Raw genomic sequence first — 15,387 nt, forward strand, 5'->3', positions numbered from 1 at the left:
TGTCTCTCATGATCTAGAAGAGCCGGAACCGGCGCTCCGATTTTTCCTGTTCCTGCTCGGGCTCGACGCCCGGATCATCAGGCAAGCGAACCGGTTCGGCCGGCTCGGAAACGTCCACCGGTTCGGCGACACCCTGCTCGGCGGGCCGCGCTTCTGTCGCTTCCGGTTTGATTTCCACCTTCTCTTCGACGATTTCGAGCGGGCCGGCAACCGTCGTATCGACCTCATCCAGGATCGTGGCGTCTCCCGCCTCGTCTTCAGCAGCCGAGGGCAGCGCGAGCGAGGGGTGCTCCGGCATATCCTGCTCGATCACCGGGCCAAGACGCTCTACTGGCACGCGCCACTCGAAAGCATCGAGCTTGCCGGTGACGGGCGAAACGGGCGCCCAGCGTTCCGAAACGAAGCCATCCGCCACCCATGCCGGGTCGCGCTGCGCCCGCACCGCGCGGGCGAGGAACTGCCTGACGCGACCCTGATCGCCGGTCTCCGCTTCCTCGACGTCGGCCAGCAGCAGATAGCCCCCCTCGCGCGGCTGCATGCGGACGGCAGCCTCGGCCGCTTCTCGCGCAAGCCTGAACTCATGCGCGTCAAGCGCTGCGCGGGCGACGGCAAGCGACGTCTCGACATTATTGGACCGCAGCTGCTCCAGCTTGCGAGCGCGCGCCAAGCGGTCGAGCACGGCGTCGCCGGGCCGCGCGTGGATATAGAGGTCGGCGACGGCCGGATGCGGCTCGGCCTTCCACGCCGCCTCCAGGATCTTCGAGCCCTTGCGAACATCGTTCTGGCGAAACAGCGCCTTGGCCGCGACCACTGCGGCAGGCGCGAAATGCGGCGCGAGCCGGTTCGCCTCGATGGCCGCCGCCTTGGCGGACGCAAGGTCGGTGTCCAGCAGGTCCTCTGCCTTGGCCGTCAGCAGCACGGCACGCCTGCGGTTGACGACGTCCTTCTCCACACCGCCCGCAGATTTCTGCGCATCGACAAGCTTGAGCGCGCCATCCCAGTCGCCGGCGGCGGTCTTTTCTTCCAGCGTCGAATCGAGCGCCCAGCCAAGCTGCGGCGCGATGTCTGCCGCACGGCCGGCATAATGGCGCGCTGCCGAACGGTCGCCCAGACGCTCGGCCTCGAGATAAAGGCCACGCAGGCCGAGCAACCGCATCTCCGGATCGTCGAGCATCCGCTCGAACTTCTCGCGCGCACTTTTGTGATCGCCCTCCAGCAGCGACGCCTGCGCGTCTAAGAGATTGATCAGCGGCTCGGTCTCGGAGCGGATCAGCTTGGCGGCCTGCTTGTTCATTTTGCGGGCGAGCGCGGCGTCGCCCGCACCGGCCGCGATCATGCCCGTGGAAAGCGCCTGATAGCCACGGTCGCGCTGACGGACGCGGAAATAGCGCGCGATCGTATAGGGGCTGTTCCAGATCGACTTGACCAGCCACCAGGTGATCATGACCGCGGCGACAATCGCGGTCACGGCAACGGCCGCCACCATCAGGCTCACCTGATACTGGTAGCCGCTGAACGTGACGACCATGTCGCCCGGCCGGTCGGCAAGCCAGGCAAAGCCCAGCCCTAGACCGAAGACGATCGTGAGAAAGATGAGGATGCGGATCATGTCGTATCCTTACGCCGCCTGCATCGCCGCAGCGACGGCCTGATCGGCAAGCTGTTCGACCGCAAGCCGCGCCTTGATCCTGTCGGCAAAAGCCGCGCCGGCGGATTTCGCGACATCGGGCAGCGTGTCGTATTCGGCCACCGCCTTGGCGAGATCGCCGGCCTGCAGGGCCACTTCCATCCGCGCAACGGTCTCGGGCACTCCCGGCCCATCGACCGCGCCGATCGGCCTGACCGACACCAGCGATTCCGCACTCGAAAGCAGGCGCTCGAAGAAACCGGCATTGGCGGGTGGCGGATTGGCGGCGGCAATCATCGCCTTGGCGGCGGCATCGGTCTCGGCCACGAGGTCGGCGCGCGTCGCCACCCCTTGCTCTGCATAGGGCCGAAGTTCGGCAAGCCCCGGAGCGTCCGGCGCGATTGCCGCGAACGTTTCGATTTCGGACTGGAAGGGCGAACCGCGCTCGATCGCGGATTTGAGCGCAGCGGACGCAATCGCCAGCGCGATCTTGGGCTGCCCGGCCTGCGCATCGACCTTTGTCGACAGGGCAGTCAGAGACTGCTCAAGCGCGCCGAGCCGTGTCGTCAACGCGGAGTCGGCCTCGCCCGCTGCCTTCGCCAAAGCTTCGACCGAGGCGATGCGTTCGCCGATGGCCGCGATATCCTGAGCGCTGGGGCCTTCAGTACCGGGGCCGATGCTGGCAATACGACTCTCGATGTCGGCGATCTTGGCATTCAGCGCTTCGACGGCAGCGCCGTCACCTGCCCCGCCTGCCTCGATGGACTGGCGCAGGGAAGCGATATCCGACTTCACCTGATCGAGGCCTTGCGACAGCCCATCGACCTGGCTGGTTACACCGCTGATATCGACCGGCGCAGCTTGACCGGATTTCAGCGCCTCGATCTCAGCCTTGAGGGCGACAAGCTCGGCTTCGACCGAAGCCGGCACGGTATCCGATACCGTCGAGGCTCCCGGCAGGGCAAGCAGCCCCGAATAATGCAGCAGCCCGGCAGCGGCGAGCGCGACGACGCCTCCTGCAAGTCCTGCTCCGAGGGAAGACGCACGCGAGGGTTTCGACGGCGCAGCGGTGGACGGACGTGGTGGCGGTGTTTCGGATTTCGGCTCTTCGGACGCCCTGCCAAAAGACCCTGTGTGGCTGGTATTCTCGCCTTCATTGATGGCGTCAAACGATTTCTCAGGGCCCGCGGATTCGGAAGCCGGCTCAAACGAGGGGCTGTTCCCGGCATCTTGCGCAGGCGGCTCAGTAACAGGCGCCAGAACCTCTTCTGCCTGCGGATCGGGCTGGGCTTGCGTCCCTGAAACCTCATCAGAGACACCCTCGACACGCGAAATGTCGCCCGGCCCCAACTCGATGGTCAGCGGATCCCGCCCCGATTTTGAATGTCCTGTCCTGGGGGTTTTGACCATTACGGCCTCCGCGTTCTTGGATTGGTCCTAGCATACCCGTGCTGCGAAAAAAGAGGCAGGCTTATGACACCCGATTCGCTGAGTGCGAAAGCGCTTCAAGCAGCGCCCCTTCATTTGGTTCCTGAGCGATGACGATTTTGTTGCGATCCTCGGGAAAAAGCTCCGCCACGCGGGCCGAGATGCAGATCCATGTCGTGCTGGCGAACAGGTTTTGCAACGTTTCCCGCGTCATGAGATCGAGCAGCAACTCAGCGGCATTCGCGGAATAGACCAGCGAATGGTCTATCGGACCCTCGCCTAGGGCGTCGATCACGGCCTCCTCGTCACGCGCTATCGGCACCGTATCGTAAGTTTCGACGACGCAAACCGGAATGCCCGCGGCTGTAAGCCGCTGCTCGAATACAGGACGCCTGACCTTTCCGCACATATACCCGACAACACCTGCCGGCCTGTTCGCGATAATGTCATCAGCAAGCGATTCCGCATCGCCACCGCCTTCGCGCACTTGTGTGAAGCCCGCCGCCCTGGCTACCCGCGCCGTAGCTTGGCCCACCGCAAGGCAAGGAATGTCGGCCCACTTGTTGAGCAACCCTCGCGACGAATGGTGGACAGCACTGGCGCTTGGAATGACGACGATGGAGACGTCTTCGGGAAAAGCAGAATCGTCCACCGGCAGCGGACGTGTTTCCTGCAGCGGCAGCTTGATCGGCTGAAAGCCAAGCGTTTCCAGCCGGCGGGTTGTCTCGCTTGCGCCGGGCTCCGGCCGCGTGACGAGGACCCGTCGTCGCGTCGCCATGCGCTCAGGCCCAACCATCGAAGAAATGCGAGCCGGCGTCCCGGCGGATTTTTTCTCCGGCTGCCCTGCCGATTTTGTCTGCCTCGGATACCGCGCCTTCGGCCCTGATCTCATGTGACTGCGTACCGTCGGGCGTCAGGATGACACCCTCAAATGTCAGCCTGTCCCCATCGACCATCGCGTGGCCGGCAATCGGCGTACGGCAAGAACCGTCGAGCGCGGCAAGAAAAGCACGTTCGCAGGCAAGCGCCTGTGCCGTCTCGACATGATTGATCGCGCCAAGCATTTCCTCGATGCGCAGGTCACCTGTACGACTCTCGATGCAGATGGCGCCCTGCCCCGGAGCGGACGGAAACCGGTCCAGCAGCATCACGTCTGTTGCCACATGCTCCAGCCCGAGCCGCCTCAGACCGGCGAGCGCGAGGATCGTTCCATCGGCAACGCCCTCCTCCAGCTTGCGCAATCTGGTCTGTACGTTGCCTCGGAAGGTCACCACCTCGAGATCGGGCCGCATGCGCAGGATCAGCGCCTGACGACGAAGGGATGAGGAACCGACCGTCGCGCCGTGAGGCAGGTCTTGGATCGACTTGGCCGCCTTGCCGATAAAAGCGTCGCGCGGATCCTCGCGCGGCAGAAAAGCCGACAATTCGAGGCCGTCAGGCAGCACGGTCGGCATGTCCTTGGAGGAGTGCACAGCGATATCGATGCGGCCACCGATCAGCGCTTCCTCGATTTCCTTCGTGAACAGGCCCTTGCCGCCGGCTTCTGAAAGCGGCCGGTCCTGTATGCGATCGCCGCTGGTGGTAATCACCTCGATGGCGAAGGCGTGTTCCGGCAGATCGTGGGCGGCCATCAGCCGCGCACGGGTCTCGTGCGCCTGAGCCAGCGCCAGCGGGCTGCCGCGCGTTCCGATCCTGAGCACGGTTGTTTGCATGGCATGGTCCGTGATACGCCCGGCTCGACAACACTTGGCCAACCGGGTTTTGCCCACACCTCCTAACCCAGGACACGCCGGACCGGCAATGTTTGAACCGCGCGACAAGATGATCCGCGTTCTCGGAATCGAGACGAGTTGCGACGAAACCGCCGCCAGCGTCGTTGCGCTGCGCGAAGGCGCGGAGCCGGAAATTCTGTCCAGCGTGGTGTTGAGCCAGATCGAGGAACATGCCGCCTTCGGCGGTGTCGTGCCGGAGATCGCCGCGCGCGCTCATGTCGAGGCGCTGGACGGCATCGTGGATGCCGCGCTGGCCAATTCAGGCCTGAAGCTCGCCGATGTCGATGCGGTCGCTGCTACGGCCGGCCCCGGCCTTGTCGGCGGACTGATCGTCGGTCTGATGACGGCGAAGGCTGTCGCGGCGGCAGCCAGAAAGCCGTTGCTGGCGATCAATCACCTCGAAGGCCACGCTCTGACGGCGCGTCTGACTGATGGCCTCGACTTCCCGTATCTCCTGTTGCTGGTTTCCGGCGGGCATACGCAGATCGTGTTGGTGCGGGGCGTTGGCGATTACCAGCGCTGGGCGACGACGATTGACGATGCACTCGGCGAGGCCTTCGACAAGACGGCCAAGATGCTCGGCCTGCCCTATCCCGGCGGACCGAATGTGGAGCGGGTCGCGAAGGAAGGCGATGCCACGCGTTTTGCCTTCCCTCGCCCGATGAAGGGTTCCGCCCAGCCCGACTTTTCCTTCGCCGGTTTGAAAACAGCCGTTCGGCAGGCAGCGACCGCGGTTGCGCCACTCTCGGACAAGGATGTCGCCGACATCTGCGCCTCCTTTCAGGCCGCCGTGTCCGATGCGCTGTCTGACAGGGTGGGGCGTTCACTTGCGCGCTTTCGCGAAGAGTTTCCTGATATCGCCGAGCCTGCCCTTGTCGTTGCCGGTGGAGTGGCGGCGAACAAGGCGATCCGCGCGGCGCTGGAGGAGCAATGCGCCCGACGCGGCTTTCGCTTCATCGCACCACCGCACGAGCTTTGCACGGACAATGCCGCGATGATTGCCTGGGCAGGGATCGAGCGCATCCGCGCAGGGCTTCGCGGCGAGGACGCATTCCGGTTTGTTCCCCGCTCCCGCTGGCCGCTGGACGAAGTCTCTGCTCCGGTTGTCGGTTCGGGCCGACGCGGAGCCAAGGCATGAGCATGCGGATCGCGGTTCTCGGCGGGGGCGCGTGGGGCACGGCGCTGGCGATGCAAATGCATCGCGCCGGCCACGAGGTCCGGCTGTGGGCTCGCAATGCCGACATGGTAGAGGCGATCCGGGCCGGAGCGAACGCCCGTTACCTCCCGGGCGTCACGATCGATGCGGACCTCGGCGCGACGACGGACGCCGCCCACGCCCTCGACGGCGCCGACTGCGTGCTGGTGGTGACGCCGGCGCAGGCGCTGCGCACCGTGCTGGGCTCCATCGGCCGGCATATTCCGGAAGCCGCGCCGCTGGTGCTCTGCGCCAAGGGCATCGAACACGACACCGGGCTGCTCTTGTCGCAGATCGCCGGTGAATTCCTGCCCTACAACCCGATCGCTGCATTGTCCGGTCCAAGCTTCGCGGCCGATCTCGCGCGGGGTCTGCCGACGGCGGTGGTGATCGCGTCGCAGGAAGAGGAGCGGGCGGCCGAGCTTGCACAGGCTTTCTCGACCGAACGGTTCCGCTGCTACTCTACCGGCGACCTCGTCGGCGTCGAGATCGGCGGCGCATTGAAGAATGTCTTCGCCATCGCCGCCGGCGCGGTGACCGGCGCGGGGCTCGGCGCCAGCGCGCAGGCCGCCATGGTGACGCGTGGCTTCGTCGAGTTGAGGCGCATCGCGCAATCCTTCGGCGCGGAACAGGAGACGGTAATGGGCCTGTCGGGCCTCGGCGACCTGCTGCTGACCTGCGGCTCGGCGCAGTCGCGCAATTTTGCGTATGGCCTCGCGCTGGGGCGCGGCGAAAGTCTCGAAGGCAGGCCGCTCGCCGAAGGCGTCGCGACCGCCGGCATCGCGGCGCGGATCGCCGCCGATCGCGGCATCAGCGCGCCGATAATTTCTGCCGTCGCAGCGATTCTGGCTGGACGGCTGACCATAACCGAGGCTGTATCTGCGCTGATGACCCGGCCGCTGCGCGCCGAGGCCGAGTGACGTTCGAGAGGGAGTAGAACACATGCTTTTTGCGTTGATCTGCAGGGACAAGCCCGGCCACCTTCAGGTGCGGCTGGACAACAGGCCGGACCATGTCGCGTTCCTGCGCAAGCTGAACGAGGAAGGCACGCTGAAGATCGCGGGGCCTTTCCTGGATGACGACGGAAAGCCCTACGGGAGCCTCGTCGTCATCGAGGCAGCCAACAAGGACGAAGCCGCCAAGATCGGCGCGCAGGATCCATACGCCAGGGCCGGCCTGTTCGAGAGCGTGCGCGTCCGGGCCTGGAACTGGACCTTCAACAACCCGGCCAATCCGTCGAACCCGTAAGGACCGGCTTCCATGAACTACTGGCTGTTCAAGTCCGAGCCGTTCAAGTTCTCCTTCGACGCGTTGAAGAAGAAGGGCAAGGCCGGCACGCAATGGGACGGCGTGCGCAACTATGCGGCGCGCAACAACATGAAGGCGATGAAGGTCGGCGACCTCGGCTTCTTCTATCATTCGAACGAGGGCCTCAATATCGTCGGCATCGCCGAGGTCTGTGCGCTGGCACATCCCGACACGACGACCGACGACCCGCGCTGGGAATGCGTCGACGTGCGCGCCTTCGCCGACATGCCAAAACCACCGACGCTGGCCGACATCAAGGCCAACCCGAAGCTCGCCGAGATGGCGCTGGTGCGGCTGGGGCGGCTTTCGGTGCAGCCGGTGACGCCTGCCGAGTGGAAGGAAGTCTGCCGCATGGGCGGGCTGAAGGCCGCGCCCTGAGCGCCCACTACCTCAGCACCCGTCTGACGCCCGACAACGCCGAGCGCTTCATCCTCGACAATACGAGGCTGCAGCCGCCGCCGCATGTGCCGGAAGTGAAGCTGCATCTGGCCGACGAGGCGCACGACCTCTGGCAACGCACCGAGGACGAGCTTTCCGAGATCGGCCTGCCGCCGCCCTTCTGGGCTTTTGCCTGGGCCGGCGGACAGGGGTTGGCGCGGTACGTGCTCGACAATCCGCATACGGTTTCTGGCAAACGGGTTCTGGATTTCGCGACCGGTTCGGGGCTTGTCGCCGTTGCTGCCTGGAAGTCGGGAGCAGGCGACGTGACGGCTGCCGACATCGATCCATTCTGCGCGGCGGCGGTGCGGCTGAACACGGCGGCGAATGGCGCGGCTGCGACCTTCGACGGACGCGACCTTGTTGGCCACGTGGTCGATGCCGACGTGCTGCTTGCAGGCGATGTCTTCTATGATCGGGCCTTTGCGGATCGGCTGATCCCGTGGTTTGCAAAGCTGGTGCAGAGCGGGACGGACATTATCGTGGGCGATCCCGGACGGAGCTATCTGCCGCGCGAACGCCTGACGAAACTTGCCGAATATCAGGTGCCGGTGACGCGGGCGCTGGAGGACGCGGAGGTCAAGCGCACGGTGGTGTGGCGGTTCGGGTAGGCGCTTGGCCGCACTTTCCCGTTGCCACGCCCTGCTTTCGCAGTCTGGCCATTTCAAAGAACGCTCCTTGGCTTGCAAGGAGTAGTCGGGAAGCGGGGCACGGGGCCGAGCCTCTCAAAATTTAGTACGTGGCGCGACTTCCGCGCCCCGCCAGTGCTGTCACCGCGACGATGGTGGGCCGGTCGGGGCAAAGCTCGCCGCCGGCCAGACACATCGCCGGGCCCGGGTCTTAGGTGATCGCCTCCCCAAACCGCGCTACCGATGGAGCATGATCGCAAAGAACGGTTTCCCGCCTTTCGCGATCAGCTCCGGCGCGGCCGACCCGGACACCGCCGCCCTCCCTGATACCCGGTGCGCACCAGGTTCCCGTGAGGGCGATGCGGGGAAGTATGCGGGAGGTTGGAAGGGTGTGAATCCAGTTGCGAAGGAAAAATGGAAAACCGAGCGATTTCAGTGGCATATGTTTCCAGTTGCGAAGAACTATCCACGTTTGAGCGCGGTAGCTCATCCCGCCGTCATTCCGGGGCCGCAGAGCGGAACCCGGAATCCAGAGCGCGGACGCTTGTGAGAACAGGCTTCTATGACGGCGCAGACTGGAGACAGCACGACCCTCTGGATCCCGGGTCCGCTGCGCGTCCCGGGATGACGGCGTCAACGGGTGCGGCGGTGGAAGGCAGTGCGCTGCTGGACTGTCACGGCATGGATGCCAGGGTCGCGCTGCGCTTGCCCTGGGATGACGAAAACAGAGGTGAGCCTCCCGCGACCCGCCGCACCGGCGAAAAGAAAAAAGCGAGGCCGAAGCCTCGCTTTAATCGGTAAGCAATTGCTAACGGAGGATCAGACCGCGGCTTCGAGCGTCTTGAGATGGTTGAGGTATTCCTCGGCCTTCTGCTTCGAATGCGAATCCTTGGCGTCGGCCACGTCTTCGCCGGCATTCTTGATGCGGCGGGCAAGATCGTCCCGGTCGATCGAACCGACGTCAACAGCCGATTCGGCCAGCAGCGTGCAGCCGGACGGCAGGATGTCGGCGAAGCCACCGAACACGCAGTAGCGTTCGGTCGCGCCCGCGACGGTCTTCACCGTGACAACGCCCGGCTTGATCGTTGTCATGACCGGGGCGTGGTTGGCGAGAACAGTCATCTCGCCTTCCGTGCCGGGAATGACGACAGACTCGACTTGCTCGGAAACGAGCAGGCGCTCTGGCGAGACGAGTTCGAACTGGAAAGCTTCAGCCATCGAATTTAGCCAATAGCGAGTAGCGAGTAGCGAATAGTTATCCGCGAAACTCGTCTTCCCCTATTCACTACTCCCTTATCCGCTATTCGCTGTCTTACGCTGCTTCCGCAGCGAGCTTCTGCGCCTTGGCGATCGCCATGTCGATGCCGCCGACCATGTAGAAGGCAGCTTCCGGCAGGTGATCGTATTCGCCGTCGACGAGGCCCTTGAAGCTCTTGATCGTGTCTTCGAGCGGCACGAGCTGGCCCGGCGAACCGGTGAACACCTCGGCGACGAAGAACGGCTGCGACAGGAAGCGCTCGACCTTGCGGGCGCGGGCGACCGTGATCTTGTCCTCTTCGGAAAGCTCGTCCATGCCCAGGATGGCGATGATGTCCTGCAGCGACTTGTAGCGCTGCAGCGTTTCCTGCACGCGGCGGGCAACCGTGTAGTGCTCCTCGCCAACGATCAGCGGGTCGAGCATGCGCGACGTCGAGTCGAGCGGGTCGACCGCCGGGTAGATGCCCTTCTCGGAGATCGCGCGGTTAAGCACGGTCGTCGCGTCGAGGTGGGCGAACGAGGTTGCCGGCGCCGGGTCGGTCAAGTCGTCGGCCGGAACGTAGATGGCCTGCACGGACGTGATCGACCCCTTGGTCGTGGTGGTGATGCGCTCCTGCATCGCTCCCATGTCGGTCGCGAGCGTCGGCTGATAGCCCACGGCCGAAGGAATACGGCCGAGCAGAGCGGACACTTCCGAGCCTGCCTGCGTGAAGCGGAAGATGTTGTCCACGAAGAACAGCACGTCCTGACCCTGGTCGCGGAAGTGCTCGGCGATGGTGAGGCCGGTGAGCGCGACGCGGGCGCGGGCACCCGGAGGTTCGTTCATCTGGCCGAACACCAGCGCGCACTTGGAACCTTCGGTCGAGCCGTTATTCTCGTGCGGGTCCTTGTTCACGCCCGACTCGATCATCTCGTGATAGAGGTCGTTGCCCTCGCGGGTGCGCTCGCCGACGCCGGCGAACACGGAGTAACCGCCGTGCGCCTTCGCGACGTTGTTGATGAGTTCCTGGATCAGCACGGTCTTGCCGACGCCGGCGCCGCCGAACAGGCCGATCTTGCCGCCGCGGGCATAAGGTGCGAGCAGGTCGACGACCTTGATGCCGGTGACGAGGATCTGCGCTTCCGTCGACTGGTCGACATAGGGAGGGGCGTCCTGGTGGATGGCGCGGCGCGACGAGGTCTTGACCGGGCCGGCTTCGTCGACCGGCTCGCCGATGACGTTCATGATGCGGCCGAGCGTCTCGTCGCCGACAGGCACGGTGATCGGGGAACCGGTGTCATAGACCGGCTGGCCGCGCACGAGGCCTTCGGAGATGTCCATGGCGATGCAGCGCACGGTGTTCTCGCCGAGGTGCTGGGCAACCTCGAGGATCAGCTTGTTGCCGCCGTTCTCCGTCTCCAGAGCGTTCAGGATCTTCGGCAGTTCGCCGTCGAAATGGACGTCGACAACGGCGCCGATGACCTGGGCGACGTGGCCGGCCTTGCCGGCATCGGCCTTCTTGGTGGTAGCTGCTTTAGCCATGTGTGCCTCTCGTCTTTATCTGGTTCGGGAGCCGTATTAGCGGCGTCCTAGAGCGCTTCCGCGCCCGAAATGATCTCGATGAGTTCCTTGGTGATGTTTGCCTGACGCTGGCGGTTGTAGGTGATCGTCAGCTTGCCGATCATCTCGCCTGCGTTGCGGGTCGCATTGTCCATCGCGCTCATCTTGGCGCCCATCTCGCCGGCCGCGTTTTCGAGCAGCGCCCGGAAAATCTGCACGGAGATGTTGCGCGGGATGAGATCGGAGAGGATCTCGCCCGGCTCCGGCTCGTATTCGTAGATCGCGGCTCCACCCGATTCCGCCGCGTTGGCAGCGACCGAGGCTGCGGCCGGGATGATCTGCTGCGCCGTCGGGATCTGGCTGATCACCGACTTGAACTCGGAATAGAACAGCGTGCAGACGTCGAACTGGCCTTCGTTGAAAAGCTGGATGACCTTCCTGCCGATCGCATCCGCATGGCTGAAGTTCAGCGTCTTCACCTCGCGCAGATCGACGCGCTCGATGATGAGCGACGCGAAGTCGCGGCGCAGGATGTCGAAGCCCTTCTTGCCGACGGTGATGATCTTGACCGTCTTGCCCTCGCCCTGCAGGCGACGGATATGGTCGCGCGCAAAACGGGCGATCTGGCTGTTGAAACCGCCGCAGAGACCGCGTTCGGCGGTGGCGACCACGAGCAAGTGCACGTCGTCCTTGCCGGTACCGGTCATCAGGGCCGGCGCATCACCGCCCGAGCCGACGGCCTGTGCGATGTTGGAAAGCACCGCGCCCATGCGCTGCGAGTACGGACGCGCGGCCTCGGCGGCCTCCTGCGCACGACGCAGCTTCGCCGCGGCGACCATCTGCATCGCCTTGGTGATCTTCTGCGTCGCCTTGACCGAGGCGATCCGGTTGCGGAGCTCTTTTAGCGAGGCCATGCCTTACCCGTCTGCTTAGGCGAAGTTCTTCGCGAAGGCGTCGATGTGGCCCTTGAGCTTGGCCTTGGTGTCGTCGCTGATCTGCTTTTCGATGCGGATCGCGTCAAGCACGTCCTTGCCGTCGGAGCGCATGTGAGCCAGCAGACCCTGCTCGAACTTGCCGACCTGCGGAATGGTCAGCTTGTCGAGATAGCCGTTGACGCCGGCGAAGATCACCACAACCTGCTCTTCCGTCTTCAGCGGCGAGAACTGCGGCTGCTTCAGGAGCTCGGTCAGGCGAGCGCCGCGATTGAGCAGGCGCTGGGTGGCGGCGTCGAGGTCGGAGCCGAACTGCGCGAAGGCAGCCATCTCGCGATACTGGGCGAGCTCGCCCTTGATCGAGCCGGCAACCTGCTTCATCGCCTTTATCTGCGCCGAAGAACCGACGCGCGACACCGACAGGCCGACGTTCACGGCCGGACGAATGCCCTGGAAGAAGAGGTTGGTTTCGAGGAAGATCTGGCCGTCGGTGATCGAGATCACGTTGGTCGGGATGTAGGCCGACACGTCGTTGGCCTGCGTCTCGATGACGGGAAGCGCGGTGAGCGAACCCTTGCCGTTCTCGTCGTTGAGCTTGGCGGCACGCTCCAGCAGGCGGGAGTGCAGGTAGAACACGTCGCCCGGATAGGCTTCGCGGCCCGGCGGGCGGCGCAGCAGGAGCGACATCTGGCGGTAGGCGACGGCCTGCTTGGACAGGTCGTCATAGGCGATCACGGCGTGCATGCCGTTGTCGCGGAAGTACTCGCCCATGGCGCAACCGGCGAACGGCGCCAGGAACTGCATCGGCGCAGCGTCCGAGGCGGTGGCGGCGATAACGATCGAGTATTCGAGCGCGCCGCGCTCTTCCAGAACCTTCACGAACTGCGCGACGGTGGAACGCTTCTGGCCGACGGCGACGTAGACGCAGTAGAGTTTGGAGCCCTCGTCGTCGCCTTCGTTGAGCGGCTTCTGGTTGAGGAAGGTGTCGAGGATGATGGCGGTCTTGCCCGTCTGGCGGTCGCCGATGACCAGCTCGCGCTGGCCGCGACCGATCGGGATCAGCGCATCGATAGCCTTGAGGCCAGTCGACATCGGCTCGTGCACCGACTTGCGCGGAATGATGCCGGGGGCCTTGACGTCGACGCGGCGACGCTCGGTCGCCTCGATCGGGCCCTTGCCGTCGATCGGGTTGCCGAGAGCATCGACGACGCGGCCGAGCAGGCCCTTGCCGACCGGCACGTCCACGATGGAGCCGGTACGCTTGACGATGTCGCCTTCCTTGATGTCGCGGTCGGCGCCGAAGATGACGACGCCGACATTGTCGCTTTCAAGGTTGAGCGCCATGCCTCGGATCCCGCCGGGGAACTCGACCATCTCACCGGCCTGGACGTTGTCCAGACCGTAGACGCGGGCGATACCGTCGCCGACCGAGAGAACCTGACCGACCTCGGAGACTTCGGCTTCCTTGCCGAAATTCTTGATCTGGTCCTTAAGGATTGCGGAAATTTCCGCGGCGCGGATGTCCATCAGCCGACCTCTTTCAGTGCAAGCTTGAGCGAATTGAGTTTTGTCCTGAGCGACGTGTCGATCTGGCGCGAGCCGATCTTCACGACGAGCCCGCCGAGCAACGACGGGTCGACAGTGGCGGCGATCGCCACGTCCTTGCCGGTGACGCCCCTGAGCGCCGCCTTGAGTTCATCCTGCTGCGCAGCCGACAGCGGATGCGCCGAGGTAACCTCGGCCGCAACCTCGCCGCGCGCATCCGCCGCAATGGCATGGAACGCCTTGATCATGGCCGGAACGGCAAAGAGCCGGCGGTTCTGCGCGACGACGCGCAGGAAATTGCCGACCAGCCCGGTGATGCCTGCCTTGTCTGCGATCGATGCGATTGCCTTCAGCTGATCCTCGGCCGAGAAGACCGGGCTCTTGATCAGACGATCGAGATCGGCGCTCTCAACGAGAAGCTTCTCGAAGCTGGAAAGGTCCGCCTCGACCTTGTCGACGGAATTTGACTGGGCCGCCAGCTCATAGAGCGAGCCGGCGTAGCGTTCGGCGATACCGGAGACTGGCGAAGAGGACTGTGCCACGTTTCGTCTGTTCTCTTGTCTTGTCGGCCGCAGGTTCCATGTGGCTAGCTGCAGAGCTGGCTAAGTACCTGGCCTTATTGGATTTTTTCCGACCTGGGCTTACGCGTTCCGCATCCCCCTGCCGAAAGTCGATTGCCGTCTAGCACAGGCTTTCCGATACCGCAACACGTTGCCGCGCGGGCTTTCCGGCACTTTTGTCGCACTGTGGAAACCGGCCCGCAAGAGGCCGCCGGATTCGGGCCGGATTCAGCGAAGATTCAGGCCACCAGCCCGAAGGAAAAGGCCAGCGCCATGGCGGCCAGTGTGACGTCGATGACCAGCCACAGCCAGTTGGAAAGCCGGTTGGCCTGATCGGACATCATCGAGACGATTCGACCGAAGGCGGTGAACAGCCAGCAGAAGCCCAGCGCCATGTAGAGCAGCGGCTGCGCGAGCAACAGCGCCGACAGGCCCGCTCCGAGATAGAAACCGGCCATGTTGGCCCGTGCCACCGCATAGGCTTCCGGGCGCTCCGGTTTCGCCGGCAGCCGCAGAAGCCGGAAGGCCGTGCCGGGCGCAAACAGCAGGAAAACGCCGAGAAGAACCGTCACAACGGCGGAAATCCAGGCTAGCCATTCGCCTTGTGTCACAGGCCACGAAAACGCGAATCCCAATGCGCCCTCCATTCGAATCGCAATTGTGAGATTAGCGAACGGACGCGGCGCTGTCGCGTCCGACCGTCGATCAGGACATACGCGGGACGAGCTGGATCAGCAAAATGGCCGATGCCGCCGCGAGAACCACCCATGTCGCGATGGCGGGCAAGCCGCGCATTGCAAGCTGACGCATGGAACGCACGGGGGCGAACATGCCGAATGGATGCAGCAATCGGGCGACCAGCAGGGGCAGAAGCAGCGCGTGCATGGTTGTCGAGGCGGCACCCAGCCCTTCGGCCAGAGCAGCCACCAGCAAGCCGAGCGGGACATACTCGGCAAAATTGGCATGCGCGCGAATCCGCAGGCTGAGCCGGGCATGCCCGCCGTCGCCGTTGATCACGTTCATCTGCAGGCGTCCCATGCTGACCCAAAGCGAGAGCGCCACATAGAGAAGCCCGAACAGGCCGGCATAGAAGGCGGTGATGGTGGGAAATGACATTCACAACTCCCGATGTCGGTCTTTGCCGGAACTTGGTGCG

16 protein-coding genes are annotated in these 15,387 nt (G+C 64.5%); 5 read left to right on the top strand and 11 right to left on the bottom strand.

Annotation, left to right across the window (positions count from 1 at the left end; genetic code table 11):
• Positions 1 to 13: 13 nt before the first annotated feature.
• From ABMA32_RS14500 to hemC, 4 genes are all read right to left on the bottom strand, one after another.
• A complete protein-coding gene (locus ABMA32_RS14500) occupies positions 14 to 1,609 on the bottom strand; it encodes a heme biosynthesis protein HemY (protein ID WP_349014451.1) in 1,596 nt (531 codons plus the stop codon).
• Positions 1,610 to 1,618: 9 nt separating this feature from the next.
• Positions 1,619 to 3,037 (bottom strand): COG4223 family protein, encoded by a 1,419-nt coding sequence (locus ABMA32_RS14505; RefSeq protein ID WP_349014452.1) that lies wholly within the window; start codon positions 3,035 to 3,037, stop codon positions 1,619 to 1,621.
• A gap of 61 nt (positions 3,038 to 3,098) precedes the next feature.
• Positions 3,099 to 3,833 carry a uroporphyrinogen-III synthase gene (locus tag ABMA32_RS14510; protein ID WP_349014453.1) on the bottom strand — a complete coding sequence of 245 codons (735 nt, stop codon included), beginning with the start codon at positions 3,831 to 3,833 and terminating at the stop codon, positions 3,099 to 3,101.
• 4 nt (positions 3,834 to 3,837) lie between these two features.
• Positions 3,838 to 4,767, bottom strand: coding sequence for a hydroxymethylbilane synthase (hemC, locus tag ABMA32_RS14515; RefSeq protein WP_349014454.1), 930 nt, complete (start codon positions 4,765 to 4,767; stop codon positions 3,838 to 3,840).
• Positions 4,768 to 4,879: 112 nt separating this feature from the next.
• On the opposite strand from hemC, the gene tsaD reads away from it, so the two are divergent.
• The 5 genes from tsaD to ABMA32_RS14540 are packed head-to-tail and all read left to right on the top strand — an operon-like array spanning position 4,880 to position 8,379.
• Complete coding sequence (gene tsaD, locus ABMA32_RS14520) at positions 4,880 to 5,965, top strand: tRNA (adenosine(37)-N6)-threonylcarbamoyltransferase complex transferase subunit TsaD (RefSeq protein ID WP_349014751.1); 1,086 nt, start codon at positions 4,880 to 4,882, stop codon at positions 5,963 to 5,965.
• Positions 5,962 to 6,942 carry an NAD(P)H-dependent glycerol-3-phosphate dehydrogenase gene (locus ABMA32_RS14525; RefSeq protein WP_349014455.1) on the top strand — a complete coding sequence of 327 codons (981 nt, stop codon included), beginning with the start codon at positions 5,962 to 5,964 and terminating at the stop codon, positions 6,940 to 6,942. Before tsaD ends, ABMA32_RS14525 begins: the two co-directional genes overlap by 4 nt.
• 22 nt (positions 6,943 to 6,964) lie before the next feature.
• Positions 6,965 to 7,270 carry a YciI-like protein gene (locus tag ABMA32_RS14530; RefSeq protein WP_349014456.1) on the top strand — a complete coding sequence of 102 codons (306 nt, stop codon included), beginning with the start codon at positions 6,965 to 6,967 and terminating at the stop codon, positions 7,268 to 7,270.
• A 12-nt stretch (positions 7,271 to 7,282) separates the two neighbouring features.
• The gene (locus ABMA32_RS14535; RefSeq protein WP_349014457.1) at positions 7,283 to 7,708 is read left to right on the top strand and encodes an EVE domain-containing protein; all 426 of its coding nucleotides are present in this window, start codon (positions 7,283 to 7,285) and stop codon (positions 7,706 to 7,708) included.
• Positions 7,705 to 8,379 carry a class I SAM-dependent methyltransferase gene (locus ABMA32_RS14540; protein WP_425475544.1) on the top strand — a complete coding sequence of 225 codons (675 nt, stop codon included), beginning with the start codon at positions 7,705 to 7,707 and terminating at the stop codon, positions 8,377 to 8,379. The genes ABMA32_RS14535 and ABMA32_RS14540 overlap by 4 nt, the downstream gene beginning before the upstream one ends.
• An 837-nt stretch (positions 8,380 to 9,216) precedes the next feature.
• Here ABMA32_RS14540 and ABMA32_RS14545 read toward each other — a convergent pair.
• The 7 genes from ABMA32_RS14545 to ABMA32_RS14575 all read right to left on the bottom strand — a co-directional run bounded on the left by ABMA32_RS14545 (position 9,217) and on the right by ABMA32_RS14575 (position 15,347).
• Complete coding sequence (locus ABMA32_RS14545; RefSeq protein WP_349014458.1) at positions 9,217 to 9,615, bottom strand: F0F1 ATP synthase subunit epsilon; 399 nt, start codon at positions 9,613 to 9,615, stop codon at positions 9,217 to 9,219.
• A gap of 94 nt (positions 9,616 to 9,709) precedes the next feature.
• Positions 9,710 to 11,176, bottom strand: a complete 1,467-nt coding sequence (gene atpD, locus ABMA32_RS14550) for a F0F1 ATP synthase subunit beta (protein ID WP_349014459.1) — start codon at positions 11,174 to 11,176, stop codon at positions 9,710 to 9,712.
• A gap of 47 nt (positions 11,177 to 11,223) precedes the next feature.
• Positions 11,224 to 12,108, bottom strand: coding sequence for a F0F1 ATP synthase subunit gamma (locus tag ABMA32_RS14555; protein ID WP_349014460.1), 885 nt, complete (start codon positions 12,106 to 12,108; stop codon positions 11,224 to 11,226).
• Between the two features lie 15 nt (positions 12,109 to 12,123).
• Positions 12,124 to 13,653: a F0F1 ATP synthase subunit alpha gene (gene atpA, locus ABMA32_RS14560; protein WP_349014461.1), complete on the bottom strand. Its 1,530-nt coding sequence runs from the start codon at positions 13,651 to 13,653 to the stop codon at positions 12,124 to 12,126.
• Positions 13,653 to 14,213, bottom strand: a complete 561-nt coding sequence (locus ABMA32_RS14565) for a F0F1 ATP synthase subunit delta (protein WP_349014462.1) — start codon at positions 14,211 to 14,213, stop codon at positions 13,653 to 13,655. The genes atpA and ABMA32_RS14565 overlap by 1 nt, the downstream gene beginning before the upstream one ends.
• 257 nt (positions 14,214 to 14,470) lie before the next feature.
• Positions 14,471 to 14,866, bottom strand: a complete 396-nt coding sequence (locus ABMA32_RS14570; protein ID WP_349014463.1) for an AGROH133_08824 family phage infection protein — start codon at positions 14,864 to 14,866, stop codon at positions 14,471 to 14,473.
• 70 nt (positions 14,867 to 14,936) lie between these two features.
• Complete coding sequence (locus ABMA32_RS14575; protein WP_349014464.1) at positions 14,937 to 15,347, bottom strand: MAPEG family protein; 411 nt, start codon at positions 15,345 to 15,347, stop codon at positions 14,937 to 14,939.
• Positions 15,348 to 15,387 lie beyond the last annotated feature (40 nt).

This window comes from Mesorhizobium quangtriensis (genome assembly GCF_040081925.1).
Taxonomy (GTDB): Bacteria; Pseudomonadota; Alphaproteobacteria; order Rhizobiales; family Rhizobiaceae; genus Mesorhizobium_K; species Mesorhizobium_K quangtriensis.

Excerpts from the sequence above, each read along its gene's own strand:
- ABMA32_RS14555 (WP_349014460.1), bottom strand. The coding sequence starts at position 12,108 with ATGGCCTCGCTAAAAGAGCTCCGCAACCGGATCGCCTCGGTCAAGGCG.
- ABMA32_RS14535 (WP_349014457.1), top strand. The coding sequence starts at position 7,283 with ATGAACTACTGGCTGTTCAAGTCCGAGCCGTTCAAGTTCTCCTTCGAC.
- ABMA32_RS14530 (WP_349014456.1), top strand. The coding sequence starts at position 6,965 with ATGCTTTTTGCGTTGATCTGCAGGGACAAGCCCGGCCACCTTCAGGTG.
- atpD (WP_349014459.1), bottom strand. The coding sequence starts at position 11,176 with ATGGCTAAAGCAGCTACCACCAAGAAGGCCGATGCCGGCAAGGCCGGC.
- atpA (WP_349014461.1), bottom strand. The coding sequence starts at position 13,653 with ATGGACATCCGCGCCGCGGAAATTTCCGCAATCCTTAAGGACCAGATC.
- ABMA32_RS14505 (WP_349014452.1), bottom strand. The coding sequence starts at position 3,037 with ATGGTCAAAACCCCCAGGACAGGACATTCAAAATCGGGGCGGGATCCG.
- ABMA32_RS14575 (WP_349014464.1), bottom strand. The coding sequence starts at position 15,347 with ATGTCATTTCCCACCATCACCGCCTTCTATGCCGGCCTGTTCGGGCTT.
- ABMA32_RS14510 (WP_349014453.1), bottom strand. The coding sequence starts at position 3,833 with ATGGCGACGCGACGACGGGTCCTCGTCACGCGGCCGGAGCCCGGCGCA.
- ABMA32_RS14545 (WP_349014458.1), bottom strand. The coding sequence starts at position 9,615 with ATGGCTGAAGCTTTCCAGTTCGAACTCGTCTCGCCAGAGCGCCTGCTC.
- ABMA32_RS14525 (WP_349014455.1), top strand. The coding sequence starts at position 5,962 with ATGAGCATGCGGATCGCGGTTCTCGGCGGGGGCGCGTGGGGCACGGCG.
- hemC (WP_349014454.1), bottom strand. The coding sequence starts at position 4,767 with ATGCAAACAACCGTGCTCAGGATCGGAACGCGCGGCAGCCCGCTGGCG.
- ABMA32_RS14500 (WP_349014451.1), bottom strand. The coding sequence starts at position 1,609 with ATGATCCGCATCCTCATCTTTCTCACGATCGTCTTCGGTCTAGGGCTG.